The organism is Pelomonas sp. KK5, assembly GCF_001984095.1.
Lineage (GTDB): Bacteria > Pseudomonadota > Gammaproteobacteria > Burkholderiales > Burkholderiaceae_C > KK5.
Window position 1 is genome coordinate 1 of the sequence record NZ_LYVQ01000173.1, and the last position, 14,032, is coordinate 14,032.

Below are 14,032 nucleotides of genomic sequence, written 5' to 3' on the forward strand. Positions count from 1 at the left end.
GTTCGACCTGGCGCTGCAGCTCGCCCGCGCCTGGCTCTGCGAGACGCCGCGCGGCGCCGCCGAGCCCGCCTGCGGCCATTGCGCGAGCTGCAAGCTGTTCAACTCCCGCACCCATCCCGACTTCCAGATCCTGCTGCCCGACGCGCTGCGCGAGCCGCTGGGCTGGGGCTCCGACGACGAGACGAGCGAGAAGGCCAGCAAGGCCAAGCCCAGCCGCGAGATCAAGATCGACGCGGTGCGCGCGATGCTGGGCTTCACCCAGGCCACGACCGCGCGCGGCCAGGCCAAGGTGGTCGTCGTCTACCCCGCCGAAGCGCTGAATACCGTGGCTGCCAATGCGCTGCTGAAGACGCTGGAGGAGCCGGCCGGCAAGCTGCGCTTCGTGCTCGCCAGCACCGCGCCCGAGGCGCTGCTGCCGACGATCCGCAGCCGCTGCCAGCCGGTGCCGCTGGGCCTGCCGGCGCGCGAGCCGGCGCTGCAATGGCTGCGCGCCCAGGGTGTCGATGCGCCCGAGGTGCTGCTCGATGCCGCCGGCGGCCGGCCGCAGGAGGCGCGCGACTGGTTCGAGGCCGGCCTGCGCGCCGCCGCCTGGACCGCGCTGCCGCAGCGCGTGGCCCGCGGCGACGCGACGCCGCTGGCCGAGTTCTCGCAGCCCCGCGCGATCGACGCGCTGCAGCGCCTGTGCCACGACCTGCTGCGCCGTGCGCATGGCGCCGCGCCCAGCTACTTCCCGGCCGAATCGCTGCCCTCGCCGAAGCTGGCCGATCCGCTGCACCAGTGGGAAGCCGCGCTGCGCCGCGCCTCGCGCCATGCCGAGCATCCGCTGAACCAGGGCCTGCTGATGGAATCGCTGGTGGCGCAGGGCCAGCAGGCCTTGATCGAGGCTTCGCCGCGTACACTCAAACGATGAGCGAACCGTCCTCCAAGAGCCCGACCGGAAGCCCAACGAACGCCAGTTTCGGCATGCCGTCCACCTTCGGTCCGACGACAACGGCCGCACAGTTGCACGGCCATCCGCCACCGGCGGCCGCCCAGTCGCGCGCCGGGGTGATCCAGCTGATGTTCCGCGAGAAGGGCGCCCTCTATGCCGCCTACATCCCGGCCTTCGGCGACGGCGGCCTGTTCGTGCCGACGCCGCGCGACTACCGGCTCGGCGACGACGTCTACCTGCTGCTTTCGCTGCCCGACGATCCGATGAAGTACCCGGTGGCCGGCAAGGTCGCCTGGATCACGCCGCCCAATGCCTCGGGTGGCCGCACCCAGGGCGTCGGCGTGCGCTTCCCCTCGGACGAGAAGACGCGGCTGATCAAGGCCAAGATCGAGGAAGTGCTGGGCACCAGCATCTCGTCCTCGAAGCCGACCCAGACCCTCTGACGCTTGATGTTCATCGATTCCCACTGCCACCTGAGCTTCCCCGAACTGCAGTCCCAGCTGCCCCAGATCCTCGAGGCGATGAGCGCGGCGCAGGTCGAGCAGGCGATCTGCGTCTGCACGACGATGGAGGAGTTCCCGACCGTGCGCGAGATCGCCGCCGGCCATGCGAACCTGTGGGCTACCGTCGGCGTGCATCCGGACAGCGAGGAGGGCGTGCACGAGCCCACGGTCGATGAGCTGGTGCAGGCGGCGCAGGATCCGAAGGTCGTTGCCATCGGCGAGACCGGCCTGGACTACTACCGGCTGAACGGCCGCACGATCGAGGAGATGGAGTGGCAGCGCGAGCGCTTCCGCACCCACATCCGCGCCGGCCAGGCGACGGGCAAGCCGATCGTGATCCATACCCGCAGCAGCGCCGAGGACACGCTGCGCCTGCTGCGCGAGGAGAACGCCTCGCATGGGGTGTTCCACTGCTTCACCGAGACGGCCGAGGTGGCCTTCGCCGCGGTCGAGATGGGCTTCTATGTGTCCTTCTCCGGCATCCTGACCTTCAAGAACGCGCAGGCGCTGCGCGACGTGGCGCAGCAATTGCCGCTGGAGCGCCTGCTGATCGAGACCGACAGCCCCTATCTCGCGCCGATCCCCTACCGCGGCAAGACCAATTCGCCGGCCTACGTGCCGCATGTGGCCAAGGCGCTGGCCGAGCTGAAGGGTGTATCGGTCGAGGAACTGGCGGCGCGCACCAGCGCCAATTGCCGCGAGCTGTTCAAGCTGAATTGACGATGACGACGATGCAGTGCTTCCGTCCACTCCTGCTTGCCGCCGCCCTGCTGGCCGGCGCCGCGCAGGCCGCGCCGATCGACGACCTGGTCGCCGCCGCTGAGTTCGACAACGCCAGGGAAGTGCGCACGCAGCTGGTCCGCGGCGTGGACCCTAACGCCAAGGATCAGCGGGGCCGGACTGCGATGGGCATGGCCCTGCGCGAGGGTTCGTCGGATGCGTTCAAGGCGCTGCTGGATGATCCCCGCGTCGACGTCAACGCGCCCAACGACAAGGACGAGACGCCGCTGATGCTGGCCGCCATCAAGGGCCGGCTCGACTGGGCGCAGGCGCTGGTCAGGCACGGCGCCAAGGTCAACCGCCTGGGCTGGAGCCCGCTGCACTACGCCTGCAGCGGCCCGGACGGCGGCGTGGCCGCCTGGCTTATCCAGCAGGGCGCCGACATCAATGCCCGCTCGCCCAACGGCAGCACGCCGCTGATGATGGCGGCCCGCTACGGCATGATCGACACGGTGCCGGTGCTGCTGAAGGCCGGGGCCGACACGACGCTGAAGAACGAGCAGGGGCTGACGGCGCTGGACTTCGCCCTGCGGGCCAAGCGCGACGTGTCGGCCAAGCAGATCAGCGCGGCCATGCCGCACTGAGCGGCTGCGTCGTCAGGCCAACGTCCGCCCGCCGTTGACCGCATAGGTCTGGCCGGTCACGAAGCTCGCCGCCGGCGAGGCCAGCCAGCAGACCAGCGCGGCCACGTCGGCCGGCTTGCCCTGGCGGCGCAGCGGCGTGAGCGCCTGGTACTCGGCGAACTCCATCGGGTCCACGTCCGCATGGCGCTCGACCGGGATCCAGCCCGGCGCCACCAGGTTCACGCAGATGCCCTCCGGGCCCAGCTCGTTGGCCCAGGAGCGGGTCAGGCCCAGCATCGCGCCCTTGGCCGAGACGTAATGGCCGAAGCGCGAATTGCCGATGTCCACCACCTCGGAGCCGATGTTGATGACGCGGCCGGTCTGGCGCGCGCGCCAGTCGGGCAGCACCGCCTGCAGCAGTAGCAGGGGCGCCTTGACGAAGAAGTTCAGCTGGTCGAGGTGGTGCTGCCAGGTCTGCTCCTCGATCGGCATCAGCGGCTGCGGGCCGGTGGCGTTGTTGACGATCAAATCGATCGGGCCGATCTCGGCCAGGCCGGCGGCGACGGCGGCCTCGTCGGTGACGTCGAAACGCGCGGCGACCGCCTGTCCGCCGGCAGCGCGGATCTCGGCGACGACGGCCTCCGCGCCGCGCGTGTCGCTGTGGTAGTTGACGGCGACGGCCCAGCCGTCGGCGGCCAGTGCGCGGGCCATCTCCGCGCCGAGGCCGCGCGAGGCGCCGGTGACGAGTGCGATCTTGCGTGTCATTTGAGAGTTATGTCTCCAGGCCGAATTTGCGATTAGAGCGCCGCTGCCGCCGACCGGCAAGTAGGAATCCGTCCGACAGGGGTAATGGTGTGGCGCCGACTGGGCGCAAAGGGCGGGGCGCGTAAATTGCGCTCACGTTCCGCAGATTTTCGGAGTTATGCCATGGACAGCACCAGCTCGACGCCCATCCCCGAGGCCGGCCCGCGCAACCCGTTTGCGATGCTGCTGGACCTGGACCGCGTCGTCCACGACATGGAGCACTCCGAGCGCCTGCAGCGGCTGGAACGGCATGTGGTCCACCCGCTGGACCAGCTCGCCACACGCAGCAAGGTGGCCGACTACGACAAGCTGATCGACGAGGCGCCGGACGAGGCGGCGCCGCCGGAAGACGAAGAGGGCATACAGCCCTCCTGACGAGTCTCCTTCAGAACACCACGCCCTTGCGGAGCAGGAAGTTGCCGTAGGGCAGCGTCTCGCCGGTCAGCACGACCGCCACCGCCTGCCGCGCCTCGGCGTAGTAGGCATGGCGCTCGATGCTGCGGATGGCCGGCACGGGGTCAAGTCTTGCCAGCAGCTGCTCGCGCACGCGCCGCACCGCCTCGGGCTCGGCCTGCGCATCGCCGACGACCTGCATCGTGTTGACCGGCTCGTCGTCGAAAGTGTCCAGCGGTAGCACCGAGAGGATGGCCTGCAGCGTGCGCAGCGAGTCCACGCCGGCCAGGTGGATCAGCGGCTTGTCGCCGGCCACCGAGTACGCAGGGAAGTTCGCGTCGGCGACGGCGATCACGTCGCCATGCCCCATCGCGGCGAGCACCCGCAGCAGCTCGGGCGTCAGCAGCGGGTCGAGGTTCTTCAGCATCGTCGTCAGTCTCCAGCAAGCCGTGAAGCGAGCGCATCGTACCCGGCGGCGCCTGCGATGCGCCGTGCATCGTCGGCCAGCGCCGCGCGCAGCACGCGGCGCAGCGTATCGGGCTGAGGCGTCAACGGGCCGGCGAAGCGCAGCTCGCCGCCGCTGACGATGACGAGGGTCGGGAAGGTCTCGACGTCGATCTCGCCGACCAGCTCGGCCTCGTCCTCGATGTCGATCCAGCGCGTGCGCAGGCCGGGGAACTCGGCCGCCACCTCGCGCAGCACCGGCGCGTAGTCGTCGCACAGCCGGCACCAGCCGGCGCACAGGCAGGCGACGACGGCTTCTTCCCTCACGCTTTCTCCCACCGCCCGGCGATGTTCTTCAGCAGCGTGTTGACGGCGGCGAGCTGGCGGTTGCGCAGGGCCAGCAGGCTGGTCTCGCTGCTCAGCACGGCGGCCTGGGCGGTGGTGACGTTCAGGTAGCTGACGGTGCCGGCCTTGTACTGGTCCATCACGATCTCCAGGTTGCGCTGGGCGGCCTGCAGCGCCTCCTGCTGCAGCTGGGTCTCGCGACGGGTCTGCTCGGCGACGCTGAGGTTGTCCTCGACCTCCTGAAGCGCCGTCAGCACCGCCTGGCGGTAGGTGGCGGTGGCCTGGTCGGCGCTGGCGCGGGCCTGGGCGCTGGCGAGCTTGCGCTGGCCGCCGTCGAAGATCGCCTCGGTCAGCGAGGGGCCGAGCGACCAGAACAGGTTGGGTGCGCTGACCAGCCGGCTCAGCGTGCTGCTGCGGTAGCCGGCGCTGGCCGACAGCGTCAGGTCCGGGAACCAGGCCGCGTCGGCGATGCCGATCTGCGCGTAGGCGGCGGCCACGCGCGCCTGAGCGGCCGCGATGTCGGGCCGGCGCTGCAGCAGCGTGGCGGGCAGCAGCTCGGGCACCGTGGGCGCCTCGGGCAGCGCATGGGTGGTGGCCAGGCTCAGCTCCGAGGGCGGGATGCCCAGCAGCACGGCGATCGCATGCTCCATCTGCGCGCGGGTGGCATCGGCCTCGAGCTGCTGCGCCTGGGCGGACTTCAGCGCGGTCTGGGCCTGCAGCACGTCGGGCAGCGCGGCCACGCCGCCCTGGTAGCGCACCTGCGTGAGGTCCAGCGAGCGCTGGTAGGCCGCCACGCTGCGCTCGTACAGGGCGGCCTGGGCCTCGGCGGCGCGCATCGAGAAATAGGTCTGCACCAGCAGTGCCTGGGCCGAGATGCGCGCGGCGGCCAGGTCGAACACGCTGGCCTGCAGCGTGGCGCGGGCGCCGGTGGTGGCCAGCGAGAGGCGGCCCCAGAGGTCCAGCTCCCAGCTCGCGTTGGCGCCGAGGCTGTAGCTGTTCTGCGGCTTGCCGGAACTGCTGACGACGCTGCCGTTCGTGGTGCCCGAGGGGCTGGCGCTGCGCGTGCCGCTGGCGCTGACGGACAGCGTGGGGAACAGCGCCTCGCGGCTGGCCTCGACGGCGGCGCGCGCGCTGCGCACCTGGGCCACGGCGGACTTCAGGTTCTCGTTGCCGATGACCAGCTTGTCCTGCAGCTCGTTGAGCACCGGATCGCCGAACATCGTCCACCAGGCGTCGGGCGCCGCGGCGCTGGCGCGGCCGCCGTGCTGCCACAGGCCCGTTTCCTTGAAGCTGGCGGCCGGTGTGACCGGCGCGGGCGGCTCGACCTTGGTGACGGCGCAGGCGCTCAGCAGCAGCGACAGTGCGCTGAGACTCAGGGTTAGGTTCTTGCGGTTCATCATCATCAGGAAGCGGGAAGGGCTTGTGGCGGCGTGCGGTGGGCCGCGGCCTTTTTCTTGTTGCGGCGGCGCTCCGAGCGCAGCCGGTCCATCAGCACGAAGACCACTGGCGTCGTGTACAGCGTCAGCAGCTGCGACAGGATCAGGCCGCCCACGATCGCGATGCCCAGCGGCTGGCGCAGCTCGGCGCCGTCGCCGCTGCCCAGGGCCAGCGGCACCGCGCCGAAAATGGCGGCCATCGTCGTCATCAGGATCGGGCGCACCCGCAGGTTGGCGGCGCGGTAGATCGCCGCGCCGGCGCTGACGCCGTGGCGCTCGCGCGAGATGGCGAAGTCGATCATCATGATCGCGTTCTTCTTGACGATGCCGATCAGCAGGATCACGCCGATCAGCGCAATGATCGAGAACTCGGTGTTGAACAGCATCAGCGCGAGCAGCGCGCCGACGCCGGCCGAGGGCAAGGTCGAGAGGATGGTGATCGGGTGCACCAGGCTCTCGTAGAGCATGCCCAGCACCAGGTAGATCGTGACGATGGCGGCCAGGATCAGCACCGGCTGCGAGGACAGCGACTGCTGGAACGCATTGGCCGTGCCCGCGAACACGCCGCGCACCGAGACCGGCACGCCCAGCTCGCTCATCGCGCCGTTGATCGCGTCGGTGGCGCGCGAGAGCGAGACGCCTTCGGGCAGGTTGAAGCTGATCGTCGAGGCCGGCGTGCCGCCCTGGTGGTTGACCGACAGCGGCGTGTTGGTCGTCTCCACCTTGGCGAAGGCCGCCAGCGGCACCTGCGTGCCACCCGGGCCCAGCACGTACAGGCCCTTCAGCGACTCGGGACCGGTGAGGTACTGCGGCGCCAGTTCCATCACGACGCGGTACTGGTTCAGCGGGTTGTAGATCACGCCGACCTGGCGCTGGCCGTAGGCGTTGTTCAGCGTGGTGTCGATGGTGCTGATGTTGACGCCCAGCCGCGCGGCGGCGTCGCGGTCGATGATCAGCGAGGTCTGCACGCCCTTGTCCTGCTGGTCGGTGTTGACGTCGGTCAGTTCGTCCAGGTTGGACAGCGCGTTGCGCACGCGAGGTTCCCAGGTGCGCAAGTCGTTCAGGTCGTCGGCCTGCAGCGTGAACTGGTACTGCGCATTGGCCTGGCGGCCGCCGATGCGGATGTCCTGCACCGGCACCAGGAAGAGGTTGGCGCCGGCCTCGTGGCCCAGCTTGTCGCGCAGCCGGTTGACGACCGCGTCGGCCGAGACCTTGCGTTCCTCCAGCGGCTTCAGCGTCACGTAGAAGTTGGCCGAATTGCGCTGCCCGCCGCCGGTGAAGCCGTTGACGTTGTCCACCGCCGGGTCCTGCTTGATGATGGACATGAACTTGTCCACCCGGGCCCGCATCATCTGGTAGGAGCTGCCCTGGTCGGCCTGGGCGCCGCCGACGATGACGCCGGTGTCCTGCTGCGGGAAGAAGGTCTTCGGGATCACCGCGTACAGGTGCACGTTCAGCGCGATCACGCCGACGAGGATCACCAGGGCCACCGGCTGGTGGCGCAGCGTCCAGATCAGCGACTGGCGGTAGCCGCGCAGGATCAGGCGCGGCAGGGCGTCGAACCAGCGCATCAGCTTCGACTTCGGCGCGTGGGGTTTCCGACCCTTGAGCAGCGTCGCCGCCATCATCGGCGTGGTCGTCAGCGAGACCACCATGGACACCATGATCGCCGCCGACAGCACCACCGCGAACTCGCGGAACAGCCGCCCCACCACGCCGCCCATCATCAGGATCGGGATGAACACTGCGATCAGCGAGAGGCTGATCGAGACGACGGTGAAGCCGATCTCGCGGGCGCCCTTGAGCGCCGCGTCCAGCGGGGTCAGGCCTTGCTCGATGTAGCGGGTGATGTTCTCCAGCACCACGATCGCGTCGTCGACGACGAAGCCGGTGGCCACCGTCAGCGCCATCGCCGAGAGGTTGTCCAGCGAATAGCCGCACAGGTACATCACGCCGAAGGTGCCGGCCAGGCTCACCGGCACCGCGATGGCCGGCAGCAGCGTGGCCCGCCAGGAGCGCAGGAACAGCAGCACGACCAGGATCACCAGGCCCACCGCGATCGCCATCGCCCGCTCGACCTCGCGCAGCGAGGCGCGGATCGTCGGCGTGCGGTCGCTGACCACCTGCATCTGGATCGCCGCCGGGATCTGCGCCTGCAGCCGCGGCAGGATCTCGCGCACCCGCTCGACCGTCTCGATGATGTTGGCCCCTGGCTCCTTCTGCAGGAACATCAGGATGGCGGCCTTGCCGTTGGTGGCGCCGTAGTTGCGGGTGTCCTGCACCGAGTCGATCACGTCGGCCACGTCGCGCAGGCGCACGGCGGCGCCGTCGCGGTAGCTGAGCACCACCGGCGCGTATTCGGCCGCGGTGCGCGCCTGGTCGTTGGCGCCGATCTGCCAGTAGCGCGAGCCTTCCTCCAGCATGCCCTTGGGGCGGTTGGCGTTGGTGTTGGTGATGGCGGTGCGCACCGCGTCGAGCGCGATGCCCTTGGCGGCCAGCTTGTCCGGGTTCATCTCCACGCGGACGGCCGGCAGCGCGCCGCCGCCGACGTTGACCTGGCCGATGCCCTTGACCTGCGCCAGGCGCTGGGCGAGCACGGTGGACGCGGCGTCGTACATCTGGCCGCGGCTGAGCGTGTCGGAGGTCAGCGCCAGGATCATGATCGGCGCGTCGGCCGGGTTGACCTTGCGGTAGGTCGGGTTGCTGGGCATGCCGGTGGGCAGCAGCGTGCGGGCGGCGTTGATGGCGGCCTGCACGTCCCGGGCCGCGCCGTCGATGTCGCGGCTGAGGTCGAACTGCAGCGTGATGTTGCTGGAGCCGAGCGAGGAGCGCGAGGTGATCTCGTTGACGCCGGCGATCGAGCCTAAAGCCCGCTCCAGCGGCGTGGCGACGGTGGCGGCCATCGTGTCCGGCGAGGCGCCGGGCAGCGAGGCGGAGACCGAGATCGTCGGGAAGTCCACCTGCGGCAGCGGGGCGATCGGCAGCAACTGGAAGGCGAGGATGCCGGCGAGGGCGACGCCGAGGGTGATCAGCGTGGTGGCGACCGGCCTGGCGATGAAGGGCGCGCTGATGTTCATGGCCGGCCCCTCGGTGAAGGCTTCGACAGGCTCAGCCCGAACGGATACTGCCGTTCGCCCTGAGCTTGTCGAAGGGCCTGGCCGGAGGGCTTCGACAGGCTCAGCCCGAACGGGGTGGCTTGACGAGTCGTCCTCATGCCGCCCCCTCCGCCGCCTCACGCGCCGCCGCCTTGCGCTCGCGCCGCTCGCGCAGCCGGTTCGCCCAGTTGGCGAAGCCCAGGTAGATCACCGGCGTCGTGAACAGCGTCAGCAGCTGGCTGACGATCAGGCCGCCGACCATCGTCACGCCCAGCGGATGCCGCATCTCGTGGCCGGCGCCGGTGCCCAGCATCAGTGGCAGCGCGCCCAGCAGCGCGGCCATCGTCGTCATCAGGATCGGGCGGAAGCGCAGCAGCGCGGCCTGGTGGATCGCCTCGCGCGGCGGCTTGCCCTCGTCGCGCTCCGCATCGAGCGCGAAGTCGATCATCATGATCGCGTTCTTCTTGACGATGCCGATCAGCAGCACGATGCCGATGATCGCCACGATGCCGAGATCGAGGCCGGCCACCAGCAGCGCCAGCAGCGCGCCCACGCCGGCCGAGGGCAGGGTGGACAGGATGGTCACCGGATGGATGTAGCTCTCGTAGAGCACGCCCAGCACGATGTACATGGTCACCACCGCCGCCAGGATCAGCATCAGCGTGCTCGACAGCGAGTTCTGGAAGGCCTCGGCCGCGCCCTGGAAGCTGGTCTCCACGCTGACCGGCATGTCCAGCTTCTTCTCCTCCGCGCGGATCGCATCGACCGCATCGCCCAGCGAATGGCCGCCGGCGAGGTTGAAGGAGATCGTCGCCGCCGGGAACTGCGCCACGTGGTTGATCGCCAGCGCCGCCGGCTGCTCGACGATGCGGGCCACGGCGCTGATCGGCACCTGCACGGTGGTCGTGACCCCGTTCACCACGCTGCTACCCGGCACATAGAGCTTCTCCAGCGCACGCGGGCCGTCGCGGAATTCGGGCGCCGCTTCGAGCACCACGCGGTACTGGCTGCTCTGGGTGTAGATCGTCGAGATCAGGCGCTGGCCGTAGGCGTTATAGAGCGCGGTGTCGATCGCGGCGATGGTGACGCCCAGGCGCCCGGCCGCTTCGCGGTCGATCTGCAGGTAGGCCTGCAGGCCCTCGTTGGTGAGGTCGCTGGCCACGTCGGCCAGCTGCGGCAGCGCGCGCAGGCGCTCGATCAGCGCGCCGGTGGCGCTGGCGAGGTCGTTCGAGTCCGGCGAGCTGAGCAGGAACTGGTACTGGGTCTTGGACACGCGGTCCTCGATCGTCAGGTCCTGCACCGGCTGCATGTAGGCGGTGATGCCGGGGATGCGCGAGGTGGCGTCGTTGAGGCGCCGGATGATCTCGCTGGCCGAGGCGTGGCGGTCCGCGAAGGGCTTCAGCGTCAGCTGCATGCGCCCGGTGTTGAGCGTCGCGTTGGCGCCGTCCACGCCGATGAAGGAGGCCAGGTGGTCGACGTCCGGATCCTTCAGGATCGCCTCGGCCAGCTTCTGCTGGCGATCGCTCATCGCCTCGAAGGAGACGTCCTGCGTGGCCTCGGTGATCACCTGGACCAGGCCCGTGTCCTGCACCGGGAAGAAGCCCTTGGGCACGACCAGGTAGAGCACGCCGGTCAGCACCAGCGTGCCGATGAAGACCAGCATGGTGAGGAAGGAATGGTCCAGCACCCAGTCCAGCGCACGGCCGTAGCGCTCGATCAGGCCGTCGAAGGTCCTGGTGGCCCAGGCGCCCAGCTTCGTGTGCTTCTGATCCTTCTCGGGCTTCAGCAGGCGGGCGCTCATCATCGGCGTCAGCGTCAGCGAGACGACGGCCGAGATCAGGATCGAGACCGCCAGCGTGATCGCGAACTCGTGGAACAGCCGGCCCACCACGTCGCCCATGAAGAGCAGGGGGATCAGCACGGCGATCAGGCTCACCGTCAGCGAGATGATCGTGAAGCCGATCTGCTTGCTGCCCTTCAGCGCGGCTTCCATCGGCGAATCGCCTTCCTCGACGAAGCGGGCGATGTTCTCGATCATCACGATCGCATCGTCGACGACGAAGCCGGTCGAGATGGTCAGCGCCATCAGCGTGAGGTTGTTGATCGAGAAGCCGGCCAGGTACATCACGCCGAAGGTGCCCACCAGCGAGAGCGGCACGGCCACGCTGGGGATCACCGTCGCGCTGCCGCTGTGCAGGAAGACGAAGATCACCGCGACGACCAGAGCGATCGACAGCAGCAGCTCGAACTCGGTGTCCTCGACCGAGGCGCGGATCGTCGTCGTGCGGTCGGCGATCACCTGCACGTCGACGGACGCCGGCAGCGTGGCCTGCAGCTTGGGCAGCAGGGCCTTCACCCGGTCCACCGTCTCGATCACGTTGGCGCCGGGCTGGCGCTGCACGTTGAGGATCACGCCGGGCGTCTTGTCGGCCCAGGCGGCGAGGCGCAGGTTCTCGGCGTCGTCGACGATGGTGGCGACGTCCTTGAGGCGCAGCGGGTTGCCGTTCTTCCAGGCGATGACCAGGTTGTTGTATTCGGCGGCGGACTTGAGCTGGTCGTTGGCGTCGATCGTCGAGGCGCGTTGCGCGCCGTCGAAGCTGCCCTTGGCCTGGTTGACGTTGGCACTGGCGATGGCGGTGCGCACATCGTCCAGCGACAGGCCCAGAGAGGCCAGCACCTGCGGGTTGGCCTGGATGCGCACGGCCGGGCGGCGGCCGCCGGCGATGCTCACGAGGCCCACGCCGTCCACCTGCGAGAGCTTGGGCGCGAGGCGGTTCTCCACCAGGTCATGGACTTTGATCACCGGCAGCGAGGGCGAGGTGACGGCGACGGTCAGCACTGGCGCGTCGGCCGGGTTGACCTTGCTGTAGACCGGCGGCATCGGCAGGTCCGACGGCAGCAGGTTGGAGCCGGCGTTGATCGCGGCCTGCACCTCCTGCTCGGCCACGTCCAGCGACAGGCCCAGCGAGAAGCGCAGCGTGATGACCGAGGCGCCGCCGGAGCTGCTGCTGGTCATCTGCGAGAGGCCGGGCATCTGGCCGAACTGGCGCTCCAGCGGGGCGGTCACGGTGGTGGAGATCACGTCCGGGCTGGCGCCGGGGTAGAGCGCCGTGACCTGGATCGTCGGGTAGTCCACCTCGGGCAGGGCGGAGAGCGGCAGCAGCCGGTAGGCCATCAGGCCAGCCAGCAGGATGGCCAGCATCAGCAGCGAGGTGGCGACCGGTCGTTCGATGAACGGGCGGGACGGGTTCAGGGCCATCGTCTTCGCGAACTCAGTTGCCGTTGCCGGTGTTGCCGCTGGCGGCGCGCTCGGCGCGGCGCTTCTCGATCCAGGCCTGGCGTTCCTCGGGGCTCATCTTCATGACCTTGTCCTGCACGTCGGGCGGCAGGCGGTCGAGCCAGCGCGGGCGGTCCTCGGCGCCTGCGCCGCTGGCAGACGAGGCCGGCGCCGAGGCGCCATGGGCCGCGCCCGAAGCGGCGCCATCGGGCCGCTTGCCGCGGCGGCCGCCCGGCGTGGCTGCCCCGGCGCGCTTGCTTGGATCAGCGGCGATGATCTCCACCTTGGCGCCTTCGCGCAGGCGGTCCACGCCGTCGATGACGACCTTCTCGCCGGCCTCGACCTTGCCGTCGATCGCGGTCCAGTCGCCGTCCACCGCGCCGGGCTTCACGACCCGTGCAGATACCGAGTTATCTGCATTGACCACGTAGACGTAGAAGCCCTGGGCGCCGCGCAGCACGGCGGCGGAGGGAACGGAGAGCTGGTCCTTCAGCACGTCCAGCTGCAGCCGGGCGCCGACCGACTGGTTCGGGAACAGCGCGTCGTCCTCGTTCGGGAACACGGCCTTGAGCTTGACGGTGTCGGTGGTGGTGTCGATCGAGTTGTCCAGCGTGGCGACGCGGCCGACGGCGAGGCGGTTGGCGCCGGTGCGGTCCCAGGCTTCGACGCGCAAGGCTTCGTTGCCGCGCAGCTTGGCGGTGATCTGCGGCAGCAGCGTCGAGGGCACGGCGAAGACCATCGCGATCGGATGGGTCTGGGTGATGGTGACGATGCCGTTGGCGTCGCTGGGCGAGACGACGTTGCCCAGGTCCACCTGCTTCAGGCCCACGCGGCCGGCGATCGGCGCGGTGACGCGGGCATAGGAGACCTGCAGCCGGGCGCTGTCCACCGCAGCCTGGTCGACCTTGATCGTGCCTTCCAGCTGGCGCAGCGTGGCTTCCTGGGTGTCGAGCTGCTGCTTGGGGATCGCGTCCTTGGCGGCCAGGTCGCGGTAGCGCGCCAGGTCCACGCGGGCGTTCTCGAGGCTCGCCTTGTCACGCGCCAGCGCGCCCTCGGCCTGGCCCAGCGCGGCCTGGAAGGCGCGCGGGTCGATCTGCGCCAGCACCTGGCCGGCCTTGACCTGCTGGCCTTCCTTGAACTGGATCTGCTGCAGCACGCCGCTGACCTGGGCATGGACGACGGCCGTGTTGGAGGCCGTGATCGTGCCGATGGCGCTGGTGCTGACGCGGATGTCCTGCTGGCGCGCGGTGTCGATGGACACCGGCTGCGTGCGGTTGGGGCCCGCGCCGCCGAAGCGGCGGCTGCCGCCGCCAGCGCCGCCAGCGCCGCCGGCTGCGCTGGCCGCGGAGCCGGGAGCGCCGGGGGCGCCGCTGGCGGGCCGGGTCTTCCACCAGATGGCGACGCCGCCGGCGATCACCGCTGCGACCAGCAGCCAAGGCCAGACCTTGCCCTGTTGTCGGC

12 protein-coding genes are annotated in these 14,032 nt (G+C 69.9%); 5 read left to right on the forward strand and 7 right to left on the reverse strand.

All coding sequences use genetic code 11. The annotated features are described in order from the left end of the window. The 4 genes from B0W88_RS22720 to B0W88_RS22735 form a co-directional block, all read left to right on the forward strand. Positions 1–910: hypothetical protein (locus tag B0W88_RS22720; RefSeq protein ID WP_077036909.1), on the forward strand; the 910-nt coding region annotated here is incomplete at its 5' end. A gap of 53 nt (positions 911–963) precedes the next feature. Further along, entirely contained in the window at positions 964–1,374 is a 411-nt protein-coding gene (locus tag B0W88_RS22725) for a PilZ domain-containing protein (protein WP_077036910.1), read from the forward strand. A gap of 6 nt (positions 1,375–1,380) precedes the next feature. Further along, a complete protein-coding gene (locus B0W88_RS22730; RefSeq protein WP_077036911.1) occupies positions 1,381–2,154 on the forward strand; it encodes a TatD family hydrolase in 774 nt (257 codons plus the stop codon). A 2-nt stretch (positions 2,155–2,156) separates the two neighbouring features. After that, positions 2,157–2,798 (forward strand): ankyrin repeat domain-containing protein, encoded by a 642-nt coding sequence (locus tag B0W88_RS22735; protein WP_083748993.1) that lies wholly within the window; start codon positions 2,157–2,159, stop codon positions 2,796–2,798. 12 nt (positions 2,799–2,810) lie between these two features. Here the strand turns inward: B0W88_RS22735 and B0W88_RS22740 are convergent, their stop codons facing one another. Continuing rightward, positions 2,811–3,542, reverse strand: a complete 732-nt coding sequence (locus B0W88_RS22740; protein WP_077036912.1) for an SDR family oxidoreductase — start codon at positions 3,540–3,542, stop codon at positions 2,811–2,813. A 162-nt stretch (positions 3,543–3,704) separates the two neighbouring features. On the opposite strand from B0W88_RS22740, the gene B0W88_RS22745 reads away from it, so the two are divergent. Next, positions 3,705–3,956, forward strand: a complete 252-nt coding sequence (locus B0W88_RS22745) for a hypothetical protein (RefSeq protein WP_077036913.1) — start codon at positions 3,705–3,707, stop codon at positions 3,954–3,956. Positions 3,957–3,966: 10 nt separating this feature from the next. On the opposite strand, the gene B0W88_RS22750 is transcribed toward B0W88_RS22745, so the two are convergent. The 6 genes from B0W88_RS22750 to B0W88_RS22775 all read right to left on the reverse strand — a co-directional run. Continuing rightward, complete coding sequence (locus B0W88_RS22750) at positions 3,967–4,401, reverse strand: RbsD/FucU family protein (RefSeq protein ID WP_077036914.1); 435 nt, start codon at positions 4,399–4,401, stop codon at positions 3,967–3,969. A gap of 5 nt (positions 4,402–4,406) precedes the next feature. Continuing rightward, the gene (locus B0W88_RS22755; RefSeq protein ID WP_233151811.1) at positions 4,407–4,745 is read right to left on the reverse strand and encodes a co-chaperone YbbN; all 339 of its coding nucleotides are present in this window, start codon (positions 4,743–4,745) and stop codon (positions 4,407–4,409) included. Beyond that, positions 4,742–6,160 carry an efflux transporter outer membrane subunit gene (locus B0W88_RS22760; protein WP_077036918.1) on the reverse strand — a complete coding sequence of 473 codons (1,419 nt, stop codon included), beginning with the start codon at positions 6,158–6,160 and terminating at the stop codon, positions 4,742–4,744. The genes B0W88_RS22755 and B0W88_RS22760 overlap by 4 nt, the downstream gene beginning before the upstream one ends. A gap of 5 nt (positions 6,161–6,165) precedes the next feature. Then, on the reverse strand, positions 6,166–9,276 hold the full coding sequence (locus tag B0W88_RS22765; protein ID WP_077036916.1) for a multidrug efflux RND transporter permease subunit: 3,111 nt from the start codon (positions 9,274–9,276) through the stop codon (positions 6,166–6,168). A gap of 133 nt (positions 9,277–9,409) precedes the next feature. Next, complete coding sequence (locus tag B0W88_RS22770; RefSeq protein WP_077036919.1) at positions 9,410–12,547, reverse strand: MdtB/MuxB family multidrug efflux RND transporter permease subunit; 3,138 nt, start codon at positions 12,545–12,547, stop codon at positions 9,410–9,412. Between the two features lie 19 nt (positions 12,548–12,566). Further along, the coding region (locus B0W88_RS22775) for an MdtA/MuxA family multidrug efflux RND transporter periplasmic adaptor subunit (protein WP_077036920.1) at positions 12,567–14,032 on the reverse strand (1,466 nt) is incomplete at its 5' end.

Excerpts from the sequence above, each read along its gene's own strand:
- B0W88_RS22740 (WP_077036912.1), bottom strand. The coding sequence starts at position 3,542 with ATGACACGCAAGATCGCACTCGTCACCGGCGCCTCGCGCGGCCTCGGC.
- B0W88_RS22725 (WP_077036910.1), top strand. The coding sequence starts at position 964 with ATGCCGTCCACCTTCGGTCCGACGACAACGGCCGCACAGTTGCACGGC.
- B0W88_RS22760 (WP_077036918.1), bottom strand. The coding sequence starts at position 6,160 with ATGAACCGCAAGAACCTAACCCTGAGTCTCAGCGCACTGTCGCTGCTG.
- B0W88_RS22730 (WP_077036911.1), top strand. The coding sequence starts at position 1,381 with ATGTTCATCGATTCCCACTGCCACCTGAGCTTCCCCGAACTGCAGTCC.
- B0W88_RS22750 (WP_077036914.1), bottom strand. The coding sequence starts at position 4,401 with ATGCTGAAGAACCTCGACCCGCTGCTGACGCCCGAGCTGCTGCGGGTG.
- B0W88_RS22745 (WP_077036913.1), top strand. The coding sequence starts at position 3,705 with ATGGACAGCACCAGCTCGACGCCCATCCCCGAGGCCGGCCCGCGCAAC.
- B0W88_RS22765 (WP_077036916.1), bottom strand. The coding sequence starts at position 9,276 with ATGAACATCAGCGCGCCCTTCATCGCCAGGCCGGTCGCCACCACGCTG.
- B0W88_RS22735 (WP_083748993.1), top strand. The coding sequence starts at position 2,157 with ATGACGACGATGCAGTGCTTCCGTCCACTCCTGCTTGCCGCCGCCCTG.